General features: G+C 71.3%; 18 protein-coding genes, 2 tRNA genes and 2 pseudogenes. 16 read left to right on the top strand and 6 right to left on the bottom strand.

Going from position 1 to position 21,436, the window contains the following annotated elements:
- The first annotated feature begins 131 nt into the window (after positions 1-131).
- Both clpS and clpA read left to right on the top strand, forming a co-directional pair.
- Positions 132-476, top strand: coding sequence for an ATP-dependent Clp protease adapter ClpS (gene clpS, locus OV079_RS04175; protein ID WP_267766377.1), 345 nt, complete (start codon positions 132-134; stop codon positions 474-476).
- Positions 463-2,839: pseudogene (gene clpA / locus OV079_RS57230) on the top strand (ATP-dependent Clp protease ATP-binding subunit ClpA). Before clpS ends, clpA begins: the two are co-directional and overlap by 14 nt.
- Before the next feature lie 102 nt (positions 2,840-2,941).
- On the opposite strand, the gene OV079_RS04195 reads toward clpA, so the two are convergent.
- Positions 2,942-3,832 (bottom strand): class I SAM-dependent methyltransferase, encoded by an 891-nt coding sequence (locus tag OV079_RS04195; protein ID WP_420829500.1) that lies wholly within the window; start codon positions 3,830-3,832, stop codon positions 2,942-2,944.
- Complete coding sequence (locus tag OV079_RS04200) at positions 3,832-4,344, bottom strand: GNAT family N-acetyltransferase (protein ID WP_267766383.1); 513 nt, start codon at positions 4,342-4,344, stop codon at positions 3,832-3,834. The genes OV079_RS04195 and OV079_RS04200 overlap by 1 nt, the downstream gene beginning before the upstream one ends.
- A 144-nt stretch (positions 4,345-4,488) precedes the next feature.
- Here OV079_RS04200 and OV079_RS04205 point away from each other — a divergent pair, with 144 nt between their 5' ends.
- Together OV079_RS04205 and OV079_RS04210 are read left to right on the top strand one after the other, a co-directional pair.
- Complete coding sequence (locus tag OV079_RS04205) at positions 4,489-5,400, top strand: DMT family transporter (protein ID WP_267766385.1); 912 nt, start codon at positions 4,489-4,491, stop codon at positions 5,398-5,400.
- 53 nt (positions 5,401-5,453) lie between these two features.
- Complete coding sequence (locus OV079_RS04210; RefSeq protein WP_267766386.1) at positions 5,454-5,777, top strand: putative quinol monooxygenase; 324 nt, start codon at positions 5,454-5,456, stop codon at positions 5,775-5,777.
- Between the two features lie 66 nt (positions 5,778-5,843).
- Here OV079_RS04210 and OV079_RS04215 read toward each other — a convergent pair whose 3' ends face one another.
- Both OV079_RS04215 and OV079_RS04220 read right to left on the bottom strand, forming a co-directional pair.
- Positions 5,844-8,129 carry a neutral/alkaline non-lysosomal ceramidase N-terminal domain-containing protein gene (locus OV079_RS04215; protein WP_267766387.1) on the bottom strand — a complete coding sequence of 762 codons (2,286 nt, stop codon included), beginning with the start codon at positions 8,127-8,129 and terminating at the stop codon, positions 5,844-5,846.
- A gap of 61 nt (positions 8,130-8,190) precedes the next feature.
- Positions 8,191-8,616 carry a hypothetical protein gene (locus tag OV079_RS04220; RefSeq protein WP_267766388.1) on the bottom strand — a complete coding sequence of 142 codons (426 nt, stop codon included), beginning with the start codon at positions 8,614-8,616 and terminating at the stop codon, positions 8,191-8,193.
- A gap of 647 nt (positions 8,617-9,263) precedes the next feature.
- Between OV079_RS04220 and OV079_RS04225 the strand changes: the two genes are divergently transcribed.
- From OV079_RS04225 to OV079_RS04255, 7 genes are all read left to right on the top strand, one after another.
- Positions 9,264-9,638, top strand: coding sequence for a YgaP family membrane protein (locus OV079_RS04225; RefSeq protein WP_267766390.1), 375 nt, complete (start codon positions 9,264-9,266; stop codon positions 9,636-9,638).
- Positions 9,626-10,147, top strand: coding sequence for an SRPBCC family protein (locus OV079_RS04230; RefSeq protein WP_267766392.1), 522 nt, complete (start codon positions 9,626-9,628; stop codon positions 10,145-10,147). The genes OV079_RS04225 and OV079_RS04230 overlap by 13 nt, the downstream gene beginning before the upstream one ends.
- 579 nt (positions 10,148-10,726) lie before the next feature.
- A complete protein-coding gene (locus OV079_RS04235) occupies positions 10,727-10,894 on the top strand; it encodes a hypothetical protein (protein ID WP_267766393.1) in 168 nt (55 codons plus the stop codon).
- A gap of 318 nt (positions 10,895-11,212) precedes the next feature.
- Positions 11,213-11,285, top strand: a tRNA-Ala gene (locus OV079_RS04240).
- Positions 11,286-11,308: 23 nt separating this feature from the next.
- A tRNA-Ala gene (locus tag OV079_RS04245) sits at positions 11,309-11,381 on the top strand.
- A gap of 14 nt (positions 11,382-11,395) precedes the next feature.
- Positions 11,396-11,608, top strand: coding sequence for a hypothetical protein (locus tag OV079_RS04250; RefSeq protein WP_267766394.1), 213 nt, complete (start codon positions 11,396-11,398; stop codon positions 11,606-11,608).
- Positions 11,609-11,653: 45 nt separating this feature from the next.
- Positions 11,654-12,076: an HNH endonuclease gene (locus OV079_RS04255; RefSeq protein WP_267766395.1), complete on the top strand. Its 423-nt coding sequence runs from the start codon at positions 11,654-11,656 to the stop codon at positions 12,074-12,076.
- A 360-nt stretch (positions 12,077-12,436) separates the two neighbouring features.
- On the opposite strand, the gene recA is transcribed toward OV079_RS04255, so the two are convergent.
- On the bottom strand, positions 12,437-13,507 hold the full coding sequence (recA, locus tag OV079_RS04260; RefSeq protein WP_267766396.1) for a recombinase RecA: 1,071 nt from the start codon (positions 13,505-13,507) through the stop codon (positions 12,437-12,439).
- A gap of 855 nt (positions 13,508-14,362) precedes the next feature.
- Between recA and OV079_RS55555 the strand changes: the two genes are divergently transcribed.
- Together OV079_RS55555 and OV079_RS04270 are read left to right on the top strand one after the other, a co-directional pair.
- Positions 14,363-15,751, top strand: a complete 1,389-nt coding sequence (locus OV079_RS55555; protein ID WP_267702332.1) for an OmpA family protein — start codon at positions 14,363-14,365, stop codon at positions 15,749-15,751.
- A gap of 435 nt (positions 15,752-16,186) precedes the next feature.
- On the top strand, positions 16,187-16,795 hold the full coding sequence (locus tag OV079_RS04270; protein ID WP_267766397.1) for a c-type cytochrome: 609 nt from the start codon (positions 16,187-16,189) through the stop codon (positions 16,793-16,795).
- A 222-nt stretch (positions 16,796-17,017) separates the two neighbouring features.
- On the opposite strand, the gene OV079_RS04275 is transcribed toward OV079_RS04270, so the two are convergent.
- On the bottom strand, positions 17,018-18,082 hold the full coding sequence (locus tag OV079_RS04275; protein ID WP_267766398.1) for a sensor histidine kinase: 1,065 nt from the start codon (positions 18,080-18,082) through the stop codon (positions 17,018-17,020).
- A gap of 497 nt (positions 18,083-18,579) precedes the next feature.
- On the opposite strand from OV079_RS04275, the pseudogene OV079_RS57235 reads away from it, so the two are divergent.
- The 3 genes and pseudogenes from OV079_RS57235 to udk form a co-directional block, all read left to right on the top strand.
- Positions 18,580-19,426: pseudogene (locus OV079_RS57235) on the top strand (sigma-54-dependent transcriptional regulator); the annotation flags it as partial.
- 169 nt (positions 19,427-19,595) lie between these two features.
- Positions 19,596-19,922 (top strand): AAA-type ATPase lid domain-containing protein, encoded by a 327-nt coding sequence (locus OV079_RS04285; RefSeq protein ID WP_267766400.1) that lies wholly within the window; start codon positions 19,596-19,598, stop codon positions 19,920-19,922.
- 408 nt (positions 19,923-20,330) lie between these two features.
- Positions 20,331-20,966: a uridine kinase gene (gene udk, locus OV079_RS04290; protein WP_267766401.1), complete on the top strand. Its 636-nt coding sequence runs from the start codon at positions 20,331-20,333 to the stop codon at positions 20,964-20,966.
- The last annotated feature ends 470 nt before the right edge of the window (positions 20,967-21,436 follow it).

Genomic DNA, 21,436 nt, shown 5'->3' on the forward strand with positions numbered 1-21,436 from the left:
GTCGACGCTCGCCAGGCTTGTGACGCTGCGGGTCGTCAGATCCGGCACGTGACTCGTGTACGCTAGCACAGGTCCGCCTGCGGGCGGGGTGGAAAGCCCCGCCGCGAGGGCTACACTAGAGTGCCAGCAGCATGTCCAGCCGTGAGAAAGCCAGCCCCAAGGGCAGTGTTGCGCTGAAGAGTCGCACGGAGCGCAAGACGCAACGCCCACGGATGTACCGCGTCCTGCTCCACAACGACGACTACACGCCGATGGAGTTCGTCGTCCGCCTGTTGCAGACCGTGTTTCACAAGGGCGAAGCCGAGGCGACGGCGATCATGCTGCACGTGCATAACCACGGCGTGGGCGTCGCCGGCGTCTACACCCACGAGATCGCCGAGACGAAGGTCGCCCAGGTACACATGCTCGCGCGCCAACAAGAGTGCCCCTTGATGGCGTCGATGGAGCCCGAGGAAGACCCCGATGCTGAGCAATGAACTCAAGCAGACGATAAACCACGCCATCGCCGACACCCAGCGGCGGCGCCACGAGTACATCACGCTCGAGCACCTGCTGCTCGCGCTGCTCGACGACGCCAGCGCGCGCAAGGTGCTCCAGGCCTGTAGCGCCGACGTCGACAAGATGCGCGGCGAGCTCGAGGGCTTCATCGAGCAGAACGTCGAGCGCCTGCCCGACGAGGCCGAGGCCACGGTCCACCAGACGATCGGCGTCGGCCGCGTGCTGCAGCGCGCGATCCTTCATGTGCAGGGCTCCGGCCGCACCGAGGTCACCGGCGCCAACCTCCTGATCGCCATCTTCGCCGAGAGCGAGGCTTCGCCGCCTACGTGCTGCGCGAGCACGGGGTGACGCGCCGCGACGCGACCCTGTTCCTGTCGCACGGGATCGGCAAGGGCAGCAGCGAGCGCGCGCCGCAGGGCCGACCGGCGCCGAACCCGGTCGGCGGTGAAGAGGACGACGACGAGCGCGTGGCGGGCGACCCGCTCGGTGCCTACTGCGTCGACCTCAGCGCCAAGGCGGCGGCAGGGAAGATCGAGCTGCTCATCGGCCGCACGCAGGAGATCCAGCGGGTGGTCCAGGTGCTGTGCCGCCGGCGCAAGAACAACCCGGTGCTGGTCGGCGAGCCCGGCGTCGGCAAGACGGCGGTGGTCGAGGGCCTGGCGCTGCGCGTGCACGAGGGCAAGGTGCCGGCGGCGCTGCTGAATGCCAAGCTGTACGCGCTCGACATGGGCGCCGTCCTCGCCGGCACCAAGTTCCGCGGCCAGTTCGAGGAGCGCCTCAAGGCGGTGATCGCCGCCCTGCAGAAGGACCCCGGCGCGATCCTCTTCATCGACGAGATCCACACCATCGTCGGCGCCGGCGCGACGTCCGGCGGGACGATGGACGCCAGCAACATGCTCAAGCCGGCGCTGGCGTCGGGCGAGCTGCGCTGCATCGGCGCCACCACCTACAAGGACTTCAAGCAGTCGTTCGAACGCGACGCGGCGCTGGCGCGCCGGTTCCAGAAGGTGGAGATCTTGGAGCCGAGCGTCGAGGACACGATCGACATCCTCAAGGGCCTGCGCCCGGCCTACGAAGAGCACCACGCGGTGGCCTACAGCGACGAGGCGCTCGACCTGTGCGCCCGCCTGGCGCACAAGTACCTGCGCGACCGCCACCTGCCCGACTCGGCGATCGACGTGATGGACGAGACGGGCGCCGCGGTGCGCCTCGGGGCGCCGCCGCCGCCGCCGCCCGCCGCGAAGGCGCTGCAGGTCACGTTCAACCGGGCCGCCCGGCCCCGTCGCCGCCGAAGATCCCGGTCGGCGCCAGCGACGTCGAGGCGGTCATCGCCAGGATGGCGCGGATCCCCCCGAAGTCGGTGTCGACCTCCGACCGCGAGGTGCTGCAGTCGCTCCAGGCGGGCCTGCGTGACCTGGTCTTCGGGCAAGACGAGGCGGTGGCCACGGTCACGGCCGCGATCAAGCGCTCGCGCGCCGGCCTCGGCCGGGTCGACAAGCCGATCGGCAGCTTCCTCTTCGCCGGCCCCACCGGCGTCGGCAAGACCGAGCTCGCCAAGCAGCTCGCGGCCCAGCTGGCGGTCCCGCTGCTGCGCTTCGACATGAGCGAGTACATGGAGAAGCACAGCGTCAGCCGCCTGATCGGCGCGCCGCCCGGGTACGTCGGCTTCGACCAGGGCGGGCTGCTCACCGACGCGGTCAGCAAGAACCCGCACAGCGTGGTGATCCTCGACGAGATCGAGAAGGCCCACCCCGACCTGTTCGCGATCCTGCTGCAGGTGATGGACCACGCGACGCTGACCGACAACAACGGCCGCAAGACCGACTTCCGCAACGTCATCCTCATCATGACGAGCAACGCCGGCGCGACCGACATGACGACCCGCCAGGTCGGCTTCGCCGAGCGCGAGGACGCCAAGGTCGGCGACCCCAAGGCGGCGCTCGAGCGCACGTTCAGCCCCGAGTTCCGCAACCGGCTCGACCGCATCGTCGTGTTCAAGTCGCTGCCGCCCGAGGTCATCCTGCAGGTCGCCGACAAGATGCTGCGCGAGCTGCAGCTGCAGCTGGCCGACCGCAAGGTCACGTTCAGCTTCGCCGAGGCGGCCCGCGCGTGGGTCGCGCGCAAGGGCTACGACAAGCTGTACGGCGCGCGGCCGATGGCCCGCCTCCTCGACGAGGAGATCAAGGCCAAGCTGGTCGACGAGCTGCTGTTCGGCAAGCTCGAGCACGGCGGCCACGTGACGGTCGACGTCGGCGCCGACGACAAGCTGACGTTCCGCTTCGACGCCCCCGAGCCGGAGACGCCGCCGGCGCCGGCCAAGCCCGAGACGCTGCTCAACTGAGCCGCGGCGGACGCGAGAGCGCACCTGGTCGATGGGGCCAGGTGCGTTCTCTTTGGTCGCCCGCCAGCGGTCGGCACCTGGCTGGAGGGCCAGGCGCGGCGCTCACTCGGGCCGGCGCGACGACCAGCCGAGCATCAGCGGCGGCACCGCGCCGCCGGCCGGGGCGTAGCGTCGACCTGGCTGTTCGACCAGGTCCGGCCAGATCTTGCACCCGTTGGCGTAGGGGTACTCGCGCACGACCTCGAGCACGAGGCCCGCGCGCAGGGCGCCGAGGATGTCGGCGACGCCCCACGAGAACTCGTTGGTGGCGTGCGGGTTCTTGAAGCCGACCTGGCCCTCGACGAAGCCGGACGGCGCCAGGGCGGTCCCGGAGGCCGCCACGTAGTCGCCGACGCCGGTCTCGCCGACGACGTGGGCGCCGCCGTCGTACGGGTAGGTGAGGCGGCCCTGCTCGTACATCATCGCCAGCGGGTGGAACTCGAGGCCGATGCAGCGACCGCCGGGCTTGAGGACCCGCGCGAGCGCGGCGTAGAGGGCGTCGAGGTCGGACATCCAGAGCAGCGCGCCGTAGGTCATGAACACGACGTCGAACACCGGCTCCTGGGTCGGCAGCCAGTCGTAGAGGTCGGCGACGACGAAGCGCGCGGGGATGCCCGTCTCCTCGGCCAGCGTCTGCGCGGCGGCGATCGCCGTCGGGCTGATGTCGACGCCGGTGACGTCGGCGCCCAGCCGCGCCAGCGACAGGGTGTCCTGCCCGGCGTTGCACGCCCCGTGGAGCAGGCGCAGGCCGCTCAGCGGACGCGCGCCGGACTTGCGAATGTCCTCGAGGACATGTCCCTCTGGACCTGTGCCGAGGAGCAGGTGGACCTCGTCGTCGAACAGGGTGGTGCCGCCGGCGCGGAGGAAGCGGGCCTCGTCGCGCTTGTGGCTGCTGTGCGCGGGGGTGGCGGCGTCCCAGGCGAGGCGGTTCTGCTGGTGGAGGTCGCGGCGGATCACGATGCGATCGGCATTACCATGACCTGCCGCGGCTCGTCCGCCGCGGCTTCGGGCAGCAGCTCGTTCAGCAGCTCGGCGTGGGGCAAGGGGCCGGGCAGGGCGACCAGCGGGCGGAAGCCGAGGCGGTCGTAGAGGCGGAGGGCCCAGGGCGCGCGGCAGAAGGCGACCAGCGACAGGTGGCTGCACTGGGGGTCGGCGCGGGCGGCCGCGAGCACCTGGTCGGCGAGCTGGCGGCCGCTGCCGCGGCGCTGGCGGTCGCGGCGGACGGCGATCTCCTCGAGGTGCATGTACGGGCCGCGCGGGTAGTAGCTGACGTAGCCGATCGCGTCGTCGCCGTCGCGCGCCAGCAGGATGGTGGTCTGGCCCAGCAGGGCGCGCATGTCGTCGTCGCCGCGCGGGCGGATCGCCAGGCGCGAGAAGCCCGCCTCGTAATAGAGGTCGGTGGCCGAGCGCTCGATCACCTGCAAAGCGGCCAGGTCGTGGGCGGTGGCGGGGCTGAGGACGAGCATCGGCGACTTTTGACCTTACGCGAGCCTCGCCGCGGGGAACAGCCGCTTGTGCCCACCCGGGCGGCGGGCTAGTGTCGCGCGCGCCGACGTGGACGCGCGCCGTCCCTGCGCCCGCGCCGCCGCGGGTAGAGCTCGGCGCCACGGTTGAACTCGCTGATGGCCGACATCACCCCTCCGCGCGCGCCTCTGCTGCTGGTCGCCCTCGGCGCGGCCGTGATCAGCGTGACCGCGCTGTTCGTCAAGTGGATCGCGCTCGGGCCGGCGGCGATCGGCGCGTATCGCTGCGGGCTCGGGGCGGTCGCCTTGCTGCCGCTGGCGTGGCTGGCCTCGCGGACAGGTCCGAACAGACAGGCGAAGCGGCGCGGCTCTGCGGTCGCGTGGGCGGCGCTGGCGGGCGCCTGCTTCGCCGGCGACCTGTTCGTGTGGCACAAGAGCATCCTGTACTCCGGGACAGGTCTGGCGACGCTGCTGGCCAACACGCAGGTGTTCTGGGTCGCGCTGTTCTCGGCGCTGCTGCTCGGCGAGCGGCTGACGCGGCGGCTCGGGGTGTGCGCGCTGCTGGCCCTGGTCGGCACCGTGATGCTGGCGCTGCCGGGCCTGGAGCGCAGCCCGGTCCACCTGCAGGGCGTGCTGCTGGGCCTGCTGACGGGGGTGTTCTACGCCGGCTACTACCTGTCCCTGCGGACAGCCCAGCGCGGGGAGCGGCCGCTCGGGGTCGCCCTGGCGCTGTTCGTGTCGAGCGCGACGGCGGGGGCGCTGCTGGTGGTGGCGGCGCTGGCGTCGGGCGAGTCGCTGGCGGTGGCCACCGCCGGCGACTTCGGGCTGCTCCTGCTGCTCGGGGTCGGCGCGCACGTGGGCGGGTGGGCGCTCATCTCGCGGGCCATGCCGCACGTGCCGGCCGCGAGCGGTTCGCTGTTGCTGCTGCTGCAACCGGTGCTCGCCACGCTGTGGGGCGTGCTGGTGTTCGCCGAGCCGTTCGGCGCGGTCGAGGCCGCTGGTACGGCGCTGTCCTTGGCGGCGATCTACGCCGCCAGCGTGTCGCGCTCGCCGCGTTAGGCTCACGCCCTCGCGGCCTTGACCGCCCTCTGCACGCGCGCTACGGCTGTGAAATGGGAGTCATCGTCATCGCCTGCTACCGTCCTCTCCCCGGTCGCGCCGAGGAGCTGCTCGAGCTGCTGCGCGGCCACGTGCCCGCGCTGCGCGCCCAGGACCTCGCCACCGACCGCGAGCCGATCGTGATGCGCGCGGCCGACGGCTCGATCCTCGAGGTGTTCGAGTGGGCCTCGGAGGACGCGGTCCGCCGCGCCCACGAGAACCCGGTGGTGCGGCAGCTGTGGGCCCAGTTCGAGGCGGTGTGCCAGTGGATCGCGCCGTCCGAGGTGGCCGAGCTCGGCCGGCCGTTCTCGCACTTCCACCCGGTCGACCTGGCCTGAGGGGCAGGGCTGAAGTGCAGTGTCGCTCGGGACATGTCGGCAAGGACATGTCCCGAGGCGCTGGCCTCACTGCACCGTGAAGGTCGGCGAGGTGCCCGAGATCGGGGTGTAGGTGCCGATGAGCGACCTGGCGTCGCCGTTGTAGACGATCCGGTAGGTGCCGGGCACGACGTCGTCCGGGAGCTTCCACTCGACGTCGACCTCGGAGGTCGGGCTCAGCGGGCCGCCGGTGCGGCGCCAGCGGAACCGCGTCTCGGGGTCCCAGTCGCGGGCGACGACCGTCCACGCGCCGCCGTCGTCGCGCTGGACCTCGAGGTAGCCGGTGCCGGTGCGCAGGTCGTTGCGAGGGTGCGCGCCGCGGAAGGTCACCTTGACCAGGTCGCCGGGGCCGGCGCTGGCCGGCGGAGGCGCGACGACGTCGCCGAACTTCTCGGAGAGGCACAGGATGGCGTCGAGCAGGGCGCACGGCGAGTCGGCGACGACGCCGGGGACGTTGACGATCTGGTCGTCGCTGAGGTCGAGCGGGGTCCCCTTGTGCGGCGCCTGGACGCCGTCGCGCAGCGCCTCGGCGACCTGCGAGAACTCCTGCTGCCAGGCGGCCAGGGTCCACGGGCCGAACTGCGTAAACGCGCCCTCGTAGTGCTGGATCGCGTACTCCTCGCGCGTGGTGACGTAGCTCGAGTAGCCGTTCGACAGGCCGGCGATCACCGCCCGCGTGACGCCCGTACCCTCGAGCGCGGCGAGGACGGTGTTGCGCAGGCGGCGGCCGGAGATCGTGGTGACCTCGAACGGGGCGGGGAGGATGGCGAGGCCGCCGAGGCGCAGCACCTGGGCCGGCAAGATCGTCGGTGACCACGGATACGGGAGCATGCGCCCGACGGGCAGCAGGATGGTCTTCTCCTCGTGACACGCCTGGTCCTCGGGCACGAGGGTGACCTTGGGCAGGTCGCCGTAGACGATGCCCTCCTCGATGAAGGCGACCGCGACGCCGTCCTCGGCGCCGGCGGCGATCGAGAAGCCGATCGCGGCGTGGCAGGTGGTGTGCTCGTCCTCGCCGGTGAACTCGGGGCCGACGGTGACGTTCTCCATGTCGATGAAGGCGAGCCGGCCGGCGGCCGGTCCGCGCAGGTGCTCGCCGGCCTCGTCGAACAGCTCGAGCGCGCGCTCGTACTGCCAGGTGCCGTGGACGACGGCGTTGCCGAGGTCGTCGCAGTCGGGGTCGGGGCTGTCGTCGCACGGGCGCACGACGGTGTTCTTCGGCTCGCCGACGACGACCTCGCTCGGCGAGACGTCGCCGGCGTCGCTCTGGGCGAAGGCGGCGACGAACGGATTCGGCGCGGTGTAGTCGGCGCCGAAGTGCTTCTCCATGAAGTAGGAGGCGAGGCCCTTGTGATCGCCGCTGACGAGGCGGTTCTGGTTCGAGACGCTGGTGGCGTGGCTCGAGAACCAGGTCAGCATGCCGATCGGCTGGCCGTCGAGCTCGCCCTCGCCGGTGCGCTCGAATCGCAGCACCGTCATCGCAGTGTTGGTGTCGCGCATCATCTCGGCCTCGTGGGCGGCGCGCTCGGGGTCGGGGTTCTCGGCGTAGGCCTGCGGGCTGCGGTTCCAGTTGGCGTCCTGCAGCGGGCCCTGGGCGATCTTGACGACCCCGTGATCGAGGCCGGCGTCGGCGGCGACGATCGCGTCGACGATGCCGGCGACGATGACCTCGAAGTTGTCGGGGTCGTAGCCGCCGACCGCGAGGTTGAACATGGTGTAGTGCGAGAAGCCGCCGAGGCCGGAGTGGGTGTGCGTGGCCGAGAGGGCGATGTTGTCGAAGTCGTAGCGGTCGGCGCCGAGCTTCTCCTTGAGCCGCTTGACGACCTCGAGGTGGACGCCCTGGAACACCTGGCCGAGGTCGGCGCTGACGAAGGCGATCCGGGTGCCGCTGCACGGGTGCTCGACGACGAAGGCGCGCGCCCACAGCCGCGTGCTGATGCCCTCGGCCTTCTGCTCCGGCATCGAGTAGCCCATCATCACCAGCTCGGCGGAGGGGCCGGTGATGTCGCGGATCGCCGCGCCGACGCGGTAGTGCGGCGACTGATCGCAGGTGACCTCGCCGCCGGTGGTAGTGTCGCCGCCGGTCGGCGAGGTGGCGGTGCCCGTCGTGGCGCTGTCGCTGTCGCTGCCGCCGCTGGTGGTCGGCGGAGTCGCGGTGTCGCTCTGGCTGTCCGAAGAGACAGTCGTGGAGGTGGTCGGCCCGCTCGTGGAGGTGCTGGTGTCGGTGGCCGACGCCCCGGTGGAGGTGCCGGTGTCGTCGCCGCAGGCGGCGAGCGCGAGGAAGGCGGGCAAGGCGAGGGCAGGACGACGCATCCCGGCATGGTACAGCGCGCGCGGGACGGTGCCGAGTGAGGTCCCGCGGCCTCGGCCGACCTCAGGCGAGCTCGGGCCACGGGCTGGCCAGCTCGGGCAGCACGACGCCGCTCTTGCCGGCCTGGGCCCGCGCATAGGCGATGGCCTCGGACCATGTCCCGCAGACCAGATAAGGGCACGGCATCGGCCGGATCAGGAAGATCGCCGCCAGCGCGAAGCGAAAGCCGGTCGACTGGCTGATCATGGCGACGCCCATGCAGTAGCGGCGGGTGGTCTCCTCGGTGTCCTTGATCCACCGGCCCATCCGCTCGGTGTGCGCCGCACCGCGAGCGTACCGGCGCATCCACACGATGCCGACGTAGGGCTGCCGGCGGGCGTGGATCTCGGACATGCGATCGATGTACTGCTCGACCTCGTCCAGACTCTGCTCGCCGTCGAACCGGGACAGCGCGAGCGGCACGTGCGAGAGGTCGAGGGTGATCGCCATGACGACTGCCCACATTGTACGCGGGAGGGGCCTGGCGCGCCCGCGATCGCGGTGGCTCGCGTGGTCGCGTGGCGCGAATGTTTTGCCTCGCGCGAGGCCTGGCGGACTCTCGTCCGCCGGGCGCGGGCCGGCGTCGGGGCTTCGACGAGGGCCCGGCGGAGCGTTCGCTCCAGCGCCGATGCGGACGGGCGTTGCGTCGCGCAGGCGACGCTGAGACGTTGCCCGGAATAGAGGAGGCGGTGCTCGGAGATCTGCGAAGTTGTTTCCTCGGTCGCTCGAGGCGCCGAGGACGGGCATCGAGCTTGTCGATGGGACATGTCTTGAAAGACAGATGAATCGAGCGCCGCGCTCGCTGAGCTGATCGTGCATGAGGTCGAGCAGGACGAACCTCGGCCCGCACGATGGGCGCGAGCTCGTCGGGGGGCGAGGGCCGGCGCGACCTGACCGAACAGACAGCCGGCGAGGCCGCCGGGTGCGGTGGGCGCGGCGACTCGCGGCGAGCTCACGTCGGGGGCGCAGAAGGATGCCGCAGAGCTTCATGGGTCCTTCCGGCGAGCTCGACCGTGGCGGCGCGGCCGGACGAGGAAAACGCCGCGGTCGCTGGCGCGACCGGGCGATGGCGTCCATGTACTCCGCGGAGGCCCGCGATGGAGAATTCGAGCTCATGCGTGCGAGGCGCAGATACGGTCTGCGCGCAAAATGTCGGGCAGCGCGAGCGCGCTGCCTCGCTGCTGGCAGGGGCCTGGATGGTCGCGTGGGGGCTGGTGCGGGCGCGCCGATGGCCGCTTTCGCTGGTCGTCGCGCTGGCCGGAGGCTCCTTGATGCGCCGCGGCGTGACCGGTCAGAGCGTGTTCTACCGGGCGATGCAGATCGACACCGAGCGCCGCGGCGCGCCGTATCCCGGCGTCGATCCCGGGCGCGCCGTGGTGGCCGAGTCCGCGGTGACGATCGATCGGCCCGCCGGCGAGGTGTATTCGTTCTGGCGCCGTTTCCAGAACCTGCCCCATTCATGGCCGACGTGAACCGCGTGTCGCGGCTCGACCGCGGCGGCTGGAGCTGGTTGGCCGAGGGGCCGTTCGGGCGACCCGTCGAGGTCGAGGTCGAGGTGACGCAAGACATCGAGCGTCAGCGGATCGCGTGGCGCTCGCGTGAAGGCGCCGCACGGCCCTGCGAGGGCTGCGTCGAGTTCCGAGCGACGTCGTCGGGCGGCACCGAGGTGTGGGTGCGCCTGTATCAGGAGCCGGTGGCCGGCGAGCTCGGGGCGTGGGTCGCGCGCTTCATCGGTCGTGACCCCCAGCGGGCGCTGGGCCGCGACCTCGCGCGACTGAAGCAGATCCTCGAGTGGCGCAGCGATCGCGCGAGCGAGCAGGCCGATGTCGGCGAGGGGACGGGCGAGTGGAAGTCCCCGGAGCCCGCGCTCGCGCAGTCGCGCCAGCGGGTCGACGAGGAGCGCCGCGCGTCGTTCCAGGACCGCGTCGACTTCGAGTCCGACGAGTCGTTCCCGGCCAGCGACCCGCCGGCACGGTACTGAGGTCGTGAGCTCCGGCCGGGTGACGGCCGGATTCGCCGAGGTCGAGACGCATGTTGCGCCTCGACCTTCGGCGTTCGTGGCTTCGTGCGCTGCGCCCGTGGACGGATGCGATACCTCGGGGCCGCGGCGATGCAGTATGTGTCCCCAAGGACATGGCGTAAAAGACATGCTGGACGCGTGCGACGGTTGAGCGTGCGGACCTTTCGCCGTCCTGGATGGAGCCGCGCGAGGTCGAGCTTCAGTCATGCGCCCCTTGCCTCGGCGGCTGGCGTGGCCTGTGGGAGCGCGGCCGGTCCGGGGCCGGCTCGCCGATCGCCGTCCCGTGACGGCGCTCCTCGTACGCCCCGACCCGGAGGCGAGCGAGACGGTGTTCGATTCGGAACGGCGGTCATGGGGCGACCGGCGCCCGCGGTAGGCCGGGCGCGAGGGCGCGCGCCGAAGTGCGGTGATTGAGCCGGCCGGTCGGCGAGGGCCGACTCGGAGCTGTGATGATTGCGATGAGTCGCGATTCTCATGCACTGTGCTTGACAGGGCCGTCGCGTGACTGGTAGTGTTGCGGGCATTCATGAGGTAGGCGCCATGCGTTCCGTCCACGACATCCTTCCCTGCACGATCCCCCAGAATCCCACAGCCGAACCGATGATCCCGGCGGTGGAGCTCTCGGCGGGTCTTGCAGCCGATCGGCAGGCCGGTCGCGCGGGATGGCATGGACGCGGTTTCCAGCGCTTCCTCGCGTATCTGGCCTGAAGCACCGCCGCTGCGCGTCCGGCTCCGAGCCCGAGCCTGAGCCCGAGCCCGAGCCCGAGCCTGAGCCCGAGCCTGAGCCCGAGCCTGAGGCATCGGTCGGCGTGTCCGACCGCGCTCCGACTTCCCGGTAGGGATGTTCGCAGCGTTCGACGGGTCGCCCGATTGCGGGTGACGCGGCGAATGCAGCGACATGTCCGTTCGGGCATGTTGGCAATGCGATCGGGAGAATGATCGGCCGCTGCGAATCGACGGATCGTCGGTGGGCGACGGTCGTTCGCCGGCGCGGGTGCGTGGCGGTGCGGTGACGCATCGGACAATGGGGTCGTAGCTCAGTCGGGAGAGCGCCTGCTTCGCAAGCAGGAGGTCGTCGGTTCGAGTCCGACCTTCTCCATCGAGACATCGTGTTTTTGTTCCGGGCTTGTAGCTCAGCCGGGAGAGCGCCGCGCTGGCAGCGCGGAGGTCGCGGGTTCGAACCCCGCCTTGTCCACTGAGGAGGTGAGTATGCGAACGATCGAGGCCAACTTGAACGACCGGACTCTGGATCATTGCATCCGGATCCCCTTGACCGAGCACCGGCTCGGCGAGCTGTGCATCCGCGCGGGTGACCGCGTCCGTCTCACGGGCGAGGACATGGAGGTCGAGGCGAGGGTCGAGTTCCGCGCGAGCGAGGTGGTGGCCGTGCCGACGTGGAGCACGCTCATCTACGTCGATTGAGATCCACGGCGATGAAAGCCGAGCGGTGAGAGGGGGAGGAGAGCCATGCAGTCGCTGATCAAGAACCACTACGACACCTTGTGTACCCGCCCGGAGCGGGGCCCCGATTTCTACCTGGCGCGGCACCTCCGTCGGAGGGCGCTGCGCAAGGGTGACGGGCGTCTGGGCCGGTTCCGGGACATGAGCAAGTTCGTCAAGGCGTCCGTCGCCGACGTGATTCGAGGCCGGCTCGACCCGTGCTTCACGCGAGAGTTCCGCTTCTACGAGTGGAACGTGCTGATCTTCTGCGCGTACTGCAACGCGCGGTTGACCCGGCGCAACGTGACGCGGGACCACGTGATCCCGCGCTCGCGCGGCGGGAGCAACGAGCCGGACAACCTGGTGCCGTGCTGCCGGCCGTGCAACGCGCGCAAGAGCAACAAGCCGCTGTGGAAGTTCTTGCTCGAGCGCGAGCTGCAGGTGGCGTGAATGAGCAGCCGCGAGGGTGAGCGGGCGGAGGCGATGCTTCCGCCCGCTCTTGTTTTGATGAGGAGCGCCTACGACCGAGGGGCCGTGCTCGCCGGCGAGGTCGTAGCGAGGCACGGGCGCCGCTCGGTGCCACACGGGCGCCGCACGGGCCCCGCACGGGCACCGCTCGGTGCCGCACGGGCGCTGTACGGGCGCCGCTCGGGTGCCCACGGGCGCCGCTCGGGTGCCGCACGGGTCCCGCACGGATGCCGCACGGCCGCCGTGAGGAGGCCGCGAGGGGGCCACGAGGGGCCGTGAGGACGCGCGAGGTGCCGCGAGGATGCGGCGAGGCTCGAGCTGGGCGCGAGGAGTTCGCCGCGTTCAGGCCGCGCGGGCTTCCTCCTCCTCGGCCGGCTCGCCGGAGGTGGGCACGGCGAGGTCGGTCATGGCGCGGGCCAGCAGGGCGTCGCGCTCGGTGGGATGGTTGCGCAACCACTCGAGCGCGGCCGCGCGGCCCTGGCCGACCCGGATGTCGCCGAGCGAGAACCAACTGCCCGCCTTGGTGACGATGTTGCGGGTGAGGGCCCAGTCGAGGATCTCGGCGTCGCGGTCGATGCCGGTGCCGAACGCGATCTCGAACTGCGCCTCGGTGAACGGCGGCGCGCACTTGTTCTTGACCACCTTGACGCGGCAGCGGTTGGCGACCGCGTCCTCGCCGTCGCGCACCGTGGCGATCCGGCGGATGTCGAGGCGGACGCTGGCGAAGTACTTGAGGGCGTTGCCGCCGGTGGTCGTCTCCGGTGAGCCGAAGGTGACGCCGATCTTGTGGCGCAGCTGGTTGATGAAGACGACGAGGGTGTTGGTGGTGAAGGCGATGCCCGCGATCTTCCGCATCGCCTGGCTCATGAGGCGGGCCTGCAGGCCGAGGTGCTGGTCGCCCATGTCGCCCTCGAGCTCGGCCCGCGGGATGAGGGCGGCGACGGAGTCGATGACGATGAGGCCCATGCCGCCGGTGCGCGCGAGGGTGTCGACGATGTCGAGCGCCTGCTCGCCGCAGTCGGGCTGCGAGATGAGCAGGTCCTCCAGGCGCACGCCGAGGCGCTGGGCGTACTTGACGTCGAGCGCGTGCTCGGCGTCGATGAAGGCGCAGGCGAGCTTCTGCCGCTGGGCCTCGGCGATCGCGTGCAGCATGAGGGTCGTCTTGCCCGACGACTCGGGGCCGTAGATCTCGACGATGCGCCCGCGCGGCAGGCCGCCGATGCCCAGGGCGCGATCGAGGTTGAGGGAGCCGGTCGACACGACCTCGAAGGACTGACGATCGCCGGGGTCGCCGCCCAGAGCCATGATGGCGCCCTTGCCGAAGCGCTGGACGATGCTGTCGATGGCCTTCTGCAGGGTGACGCGGTGTTCGTGGACGACGAGAGGAGTCGCGGGATTTCGTTGGCTTGCCATGCCGCTCGTCCTTGCGGGCGACATGCTCACGCTCGCTCGCAAGAGTTGCGAGCACTTGAGGTCATGGCCTTCGGGACATGGCCCATCGGTTGGACAGTCGCGGGCTCCGCTGTCCCGCGGGCTGGCCGGGCTAATTACGGCTTCCGTCCGTGGGTTTTAGCGCTGGTTCTCGGGCGATCTTCGCGGCGGCTTTCCTGAGCTGTCCGAAAGGTCTGGCGCGGATCGCGGTTGGTAGTTTCAGGTCGGGGATTGTCCCCGCAGGTCTCCGTCCGGTCCGCCGCTCCGCGACGGTGCAAACCGCGGAGGAACCGCGTCTACCAGGGTCCCGGAGCCCCCAGAACGCTACTGGCAGGTGGCGTGCAGACCTGTCCCGAACGGGGTCGCGATGCCCAGGATTTCACCGCCTTTTCGCGTGTTCCTCGATTGTGTGCGACAACCGGACGGCCCTGTTGGGTGTTGCAACGCCCGCAGGGTGGGTTCCCAGCCGGGGCCCCGGTGTGCCATAAACGGCAGAGCCGAGGGCGAAGCCCTCGTGGTGAGTTGCCCGACCCCCAGTTCCCCATCGCGTGGCCGACTCGACGCACAGCACTCGACCCACCGCCTTGCGGTCCCCCACTCCGAGCACGCGCCCGGGTCGCGCGGCGTGTTCCGGTTTCCCTCGAGGAGAGACGACAGATGAATCGCTTTTCAATCCGACTCGGAGCTGCCCTGGTCGCTGGGCTCGTAGCGACGCCCGCGCTCGCGGCTCAGCCGGCCGGCGACGCCGCGGCACCCGCAGCCGAGCCCGCGGCGACCCCGGCGCCGACGCCCGAAGGGCCCTCGGCGGGTGCTTCGATCTCGGCCGACACGTCGGGCGTGAAGACCGATGCCAAGGCGAGCGGCGGGGCGAGCGGGAAGAAGGCGAAGAAGTCGGGCGACAAGTGTCAGAACGACACCAGCGTCAAGTGGATCAGACGCTGTCGGCCCGAGCGCAACATGTTCGAGCTGGGCATCTTCGGCGGCATCTTCATGCCGGGCGGCTCGGCGCACGAGTTGTTCGACCCGGTCCGCCAGCTGCAGTCGCTGCAGTCGGGCGGCGAGGAGTTCTGGAAGCCGTACCGCAAGGTGGCGCCCGAGATCGGGGCCCGCTTCGCGTACTACCCGCTCAGCTTCCTCGGCGGTGAGATCGAGGGCGGCGTCATGCCGACTCACATCACCAACACCGACTCGCCGGACACGCGGGCGATCCTCTTCAACTTCCGCGCGCACGTGATCGGCCAGATCCCGTTCTGGCGCATCACTCCGTTCGTCCTCGTCGGCGGCGGCGCGATCGGGACGACCGGCGCGCTCGGCAACGACATCGACGAGTCGACGCACTACGGCGGCGGCGTGAAGTACTACATCTCGCATTACGCGATGCTGCGCCTCGACGTCCGCAACGTCGTCGCGGCCCGCCTCCGCGTCGACAACGGCGCGGTCATCTATCCCGAGGTGCTGCTCGGCCTGTCGCTGACGCTGAACCGCAAGAAGAAGGCGCCGGCGGCCGAGAAGGACAGCGACGGCGACGGCTTCCTCGACAACGCCGACTCCTGTCCGTTCGAGCCGGGCATCGCCCCCGACGGCTGTCCCGAGCGCGACCGCGACGGCGACGGCTTCATGGACAGCCAGGACGCGTGCCCGGATGTCCCCGGCGTCGCGCCCGACGGCTGCCCGCTCAAGGACCGCGACGGCGACGGCTTCCTCGACATCGTCGACAAGTGCCCCGACGATCCGGGCGTCGAGCCGGATGGCTGCCCGATCCCGGACACCGACGGCGACGGCATCCTCGACCCCGACGACAAGTGCCCGACGCAGCCGGAGACCCGCAACGGCTACCAGGACGAGGACGGCTGCCCCGACGAGATCCCGACGGCCCTCGCCAAGTTCACCGGCACGATCAAGGGCATCTACTTCGACCTCGACAAGGCGACCATCAAGCCGAAGTCGCGGCCGGTCCTCGACCGCGCGGTCGCGGTGCTCAAGGAGTTCCCGTCGATCCGCATCGAGATCTCGGGTCACACCGACAGCACCGGCTCGCCCGAGTACAACAAGACGCTCTCGGGCAAGCGCGCCGCGGCCGTCAAGGAGTACCTGGTCGAGCACGGCATCGACAACGCCCGCATCGAGTCGCGCGGCGCGGGTATGGACGAGCCGGTCGACACCAACAAGACCGCGGCCGGTCGCGCCAAGAACCGCCGCATCGAGTTCACGATCCTCGTGCAGTGATCGTGGCGCGCCGACCCTCGGTCGGCGTGGAAGAGAAGGCCGCCCCGAGCTCGCTCGCGGCGGCCTTCGCCGTTGTTCGGGGCCGCCGCGGCGGTGAGCGGGGCGGAGCGAGTGGTAGCGAGGACGCGACGCTGCTTGCGGCGCGCGCTCGTCACAGCGCGGTGACATGGCGAGCGAGGCTCGCGGGCAGGGGCGCGCGCGTCGGGCTGCGCTGCGGAAGCCTTCGCGTCGCTGTCGACGCAGGGGCAGCGACGCGCGGGGCGATGCAGAGAGCCTCGCTCGCGCGCTGGCGCGCTCGGGCGGCAACTTGTCGCGTTGGCGACGCTTCGGTACGATTCGCGGCCCTGGCCCCCTCCGCGACAAGCTCCGCGGGCCGACAAGGAGTGCGAACATGACCCTGAAGACCGTCCTGAGAATCACCCGCAACGTCGGACTGTGCGCCGCGGTGGCGCTGGTCGCCTGCGACAGCGGCCAGAAGGCCGAGGAGAAGAAGGTCGAGGAGAAGAAGGTCGAGGCCAAGGCCGACGACGCGAAGGCGGCAGCGGACGCGAAGGCGGCAGCGGACGCGAAGGCGGCGGCGGACGCGAAGGCGGCCGAGGACGCGAAGGCGGCGGCGGACGCGAAGGCGGCCGAGGACGCGAAGGCGGCCGAGGGCACCCGCCCGCGGGCGACGCGAAGGCGCCGGAGGGCGAGGCGAAGGCCCCCGAGGGCGACGCGAAGGCGCCCGCGACCGACGCGAAGAAGACCGAGCCGAAGAAGACCGAGCCGAAGAAGGCGGAGGACACCTCGGCGAAGATCGACGCGAAGTCGATCTACGACGCCAAGTGCAAGGTCTGCCACGCGATCGACGGCAAGGGCGCCGAGGCGCAGAAGAAGAACAACATCCCGGACATGTCCGCGAAGGACTGGCAGGGCAAGCACAGCAAGGCCGCGGTGGTCAAGGCGATCGCCGACGGCGTCGACGGCACCAAGATGAAGCCGTTCAAGGAGAAGCTGTCGAAGGAAGAGATCGACGCGGTCGCCGCCTACGTCAAGAAGATGTAGTCGAGGCGCGCCGGAGCATGGCGCTCGGGGCATGTCCCGGGCGCCATGTTCGCGAGGGCATGTCGCAGAGGACATGCCTGACGCGCCCGGTGTCGTCGCTGGACGAGGGCGCGGCGCGCAGGCGGTGATCCGCGGCATGTCCCGGGCGCCATGTTCGCGAGGGCATGTCGCAGAGGACATGTCTGACGCGCCCGGTGTCGTCGCTGGACGAGAGCGCGGCGCTCAGGCGGTGATCCGCGGCAGGCGTAGGCTGAAGCGGACGCCCAGGCCGGCGTTGTCGGCGTCGATGCTGCCGCCGTGCTGGTCGGCGACGCGGGCGGCGATCGCCAGGCCGAGGCCGGTGCCCTGGGCGTCGCCGCTGTAAAAGGGCGTGAACAGCTGCTTGCGCTCGCTCTCGGTCAGCGGCGGGCCGTCGTTGTCGAGGACGAGGAGCGCGTGATCGCCGTCGACGCGCGCGGCGATCCGCAGCCGCCCGGGGCGTCCCGTCGAGGCGATCGCGCGCAGGGCGTTGACCGCGACGTGGAGGCCGAGGCTGGCCAGCTGGTCGCGGTCGCCGCGGATGTCGACGGGCGCGTCGGGCAGGTCGAGCTCGACCTCGACGCGCTTGCCCCGAGCCTCGGCGACGCACAGCTCGGCGACCTGCTCGGCGACGCGGCGCAGATCGAGGGCGACGAGCTCGCTCGGGCTCGGGCGGGCGAACGACAGGTAGCGCTCGGCGAGGCGCGACAGACGGCCGAGCTCGGCGACGTGGATGTCCCACATGCGCCGCTCCTCGGCGTCGGGCGGGATGAGCGGACCGACGACCTCGGCGGTGCCGGCGAGGGCGTGCAGCGGGTTCTTGATCTCGTGGGCGAGGCCGGCGACGACCTCGCCGAGGGCCGAGAGGCGACCCGCGCGCACGAGCTCGCGGGTGAGCCGCTGCTGATCGGCGAGGGCCCGCTGGAGCTCACGCCGACGGCTGCGCTCGCGGTCGGCCAACAGGCCCGCGGTCGCGCCGACGAGGTTGTAGAGCAGCACCTCGAGCGCCTTGTCGAGGCCGCCTCCGGGATCGTGGTGGTGCCCCGGGGACAGCGAGAAGGCGTGCGGCAAATAGACCAGCGAGGAGACGGCGGCCGCGAGCAAGCCGCCGCGCAGGCCGTGGTCGAAGGCGGCCAGCACGATCGGCAGGTAATACATGCGCCGCAGCACGTCGTGGGCCCAGTCGTGCTCCATGCCGGTGCCGTAGTGCAGGGCGGTGAACGCGGCGATCGGCAGCCACACGCGCACGAAGGCGCGCGGTGAGAGCATGGATGGCTCTTCGGGAATGTCGCCGAGGACATGTCCTGAAGCGCCGGACCGATCGGGCATGTCCGATCGGTCGCGCGCCGGCGGGGGCGACTCGGGGGCGCGAGAGGTGGACGGCGGGCTCACGCCTCCTCGGTGTCCCCGGGCCGGGCGGGGAAGTCAATATCCGGCGCGTCCGGCGGCGAGCGGACGGAGCTTCGTCCCGCGCTCGCCGCCGGTGGCGGCCATCGAGCCGCGATCTGGCGCGAGGCGCTGCCGAGGGCCGGTCCCTCGTGCGCTGGGGAGGGAGAGGGCCTGGCTAAACCGCCATCGGCGCGGGCGCCGGAGATCCTGCAAGCTTGAGCTCGACCCCCGTGGCGGGACGCGTCGCGCCTGTCCGCGGGAGCGAGCGCAGGAGGCCGCACGGGTGAGCGAGCGGGCGAGCGCGCGGGCGGTCGCACGCGTGAGCGGTCCCGCGACGACAGGCGAGCGCGCACGCGGTCGGCTAGGCTGCGGGCGACATGTCGGGAGAGGCGCTGCTCTTCATCGAGGACGACGACTCGGGCCGCGAGCTCGGGCTGTTCAACCTGCGCAAGGCCGGCTATGCGGTCGACGGGGCGCGCGACGGGGCCGAGGGGCTGCGGCGGTTCGACCCCGAGCGGCACGCGGTGGTCATCACCGACGTCAAGATGCCGAACGTCGGCGGGCTCGAGGTGTTGCGGGAGATCCGCGCGCTCGCCCGAGACGCCGGTGCTGGTGATCACGGCCTACGGCGACGTCGATCTCGCGGTCGCGGCGATGAAGGCGGGCGCGTTCGACTTCATCGGCAAGCCGTTTCATCGCGAGCACCTGCTGCTCACGGTGGCCAAGGCGCTCGAGCGCGGGCGCATGCGGGCCGAGCTGCTCCGGCTGCAGCGCCAGGTCGCGGGGGTGGAGCGGCCGATCGTCGGTCACTCGCCGGCGATGGCGCGCGCGCTCGACCTCGCCGATCGGGTGGCCCGGGCCGCCGCGCCGGTGCTCGTGACCGGCGAGAGCGGGACCGGCAAGGAGCTCATCGCTCGCCGGATCCACGCCCGCAGCCCGCGGCACGCGGGGCCGTTCGTGGCGGTCAACTGCGCGGCGATCCCGGCCGAGCTGCTCGAGTCGGAGCTGTTCGGCCACGTGCGCGGGGCCTTCAGCGGGGCCGTGCGCGACCGCCCGGGCCGGTTCCGCCAGGCCGACGGCGGCACGCTGTTCCTCGACGAGGTGGCCGAGCTGCCGGCGCCGCTGCAGGCCAAGCTGCTGCGCGTGCTGCAGGAGCGGGTGGTCGACGTCGTCGGCAGCGACGTGCCGGTGCCGGTCGACGTGCGCGTGATCGCGGCGACCAACCGCGACCCGGGCGACCTGCGCGGGGACCTGCTGTACCGCCTGCGGGTGGTGGAGATCGAGCTGCCGCCGCTGCGCGAGCGCGTGGAGGACATCCCGCAGCTGGTGCGCCACTTCGTGGCCCGCTGCGCCGGCGGGCGCGACGTCGAGATCCCGGAGGATGTGCTCGGACATGTCCTCGCGGACATGGCCCGGGAACGTGCGCGAGCTCGAGAACGCGTGCGAGCGGGCGGTGATCCTGTGCTCGGGCGAGGTGCTGCAGGTGGAGGACCTGCCGCCGCGCACGGCCGCCGCGCCGGCCGTGGCGGCCGGCGGCGACGAGTGGCTGCCGGCGCTGCCGGAGGACGGGCTGTCGCTGGTCGATCTCGAGAAGCGGGTGATCGAGCGCGTGCTGGCGCTGAAGCGCGGCAACATCACCCAGGCCGCCGCGTACCTGCGGGTGCCCCGGCACGTGCTGTCGTACCGGATGGAGAAGTACGGGCTGCGCCGCGGCAGTTAGGCGTGATGGACATGTCCGTGGGGGCATGTCCTCACGGACAGGAGTATCGCGGCGCGACGGACGGGCGGCAGTCGAGCGCGCCCGGTCGGACCTGGCGTGAAGGGCTCGAGAGAACAGGTGTCCGTCCACGTGTTCGTGGCGATGGCCGCGCCGGGATCTCGACGCCTGCGTCGCTGCGCGGCGCGGTCGAGGCCGGCTGGGGCGGACGGCGAGGCGGTGATCACGAGCACGTGCAAGTGCGTCGTGACCGCGAGAGGACGCGGCCCCGCGGGCGCGGGTGGCCGATCTGCGGCGGCGAGGACGATGGCCGGCGTCTTGACGGCGCGAGGCTAGCTCACGGCGGTCCCGCACGCGCGTCGGCGTGCGCGCGAAAAGCGCGAAGGCGCGCGGCGTGCTACGTTCCGCCGCATGAGCTCGATGATCATCGGGATCGCCGGCGGCAGCGGATCGGGCAAGACGACCGTGGCGCGCAAGATCGGCGACTCTCTTCCGCCCGAAGGCGTCACGATCATCGAGCACGACGCCTACTACCGCGACCGCGCCGACCTCTCGTACGAGGACCGCTGTCACATCAACTTCGACCACCCCGAGTCGCTCGAGACGGAGCTGCTGGTCGAGCACATCGTCGCGCTCAAGGCCGGGCGTCGCGTGGCGGTGCCGGCGTACGACTTCAAGACGCACCGCCGGCTGCCCGAGCCGCGGTGGGTCGAGTCGACGCCGGTGGTGATCGTCGAGGGCATCATGGTGCTGGTCGACCAGCGCCTGCGGACGGAGCTCGACATCAAGCTGTTCGTCGACACCGACCCCGACATCCGCATCTTCCGCCGGATCCGCCGCGACATCGAGCAGCGCGGGCGCACCTTCGAGGCCGTGCGCGAGCAGTACTACCGCCACGTGCGACCGATGCACCTGCAATTCGTCGAGCCGTCGAAGCGCCGCGCGGACCTCATCATCCCCGAGGGCGGCGACAACCGCGTCGCGCTCGACCTGGTGGTGTCGAAGCTGCGCAGCGTGATCGAGCAGAGCCGCCGCGACGCGCGATAATCGAGGCCGCGAGGCGCGAAAATCGACGCCGGGTGAACGTTGTTCGCCAGCGAGGCCGCCGTCGACGGGCTCGTCGGCGCTGTGCCATCCTGCTCAGCCGTCATGGCGTCCTCTCGCAACAAGCGCTGGCTGGGTCTCGGTGTGCTCCTGCTCGCGGTCGGCTCGGCGACCGCGCTGGCGATCGTCAAGCCGTGGAAGAAGCCGCCGCCGGTGCAGTCGGAGCGGCTCGGCGCCAACCTCGAGCTGGCCGCGGGCGAGGTGCTGCTGACCACCGTGTCGGGCAGCGAGCGCCTGCTGTCGCGCACGCCGCTGCCGGAGACGGCGGAGCTGTCCACAGGGCCAGGTGCGCGCGCTGGTCCGCCTGAGCGACGGCTCGCGGGTGTTCCTGCGCGACGGCACGAAGGTGAAGATCGCCGGCGGCGTGGCCCTGCAGGCCGGCCAGATCTGGGTCGAGGCGCCGCCGCTCGAGG

The organism is Nannocystis pusilla, assembly GCF_026626665.1.
GTDB classification, from domain to species: Bacteria; Myxococcota_A; Polyangia; order Nannocystales; family Nannocystaceae; genus Nannocystis; species Nannocystis pusilla.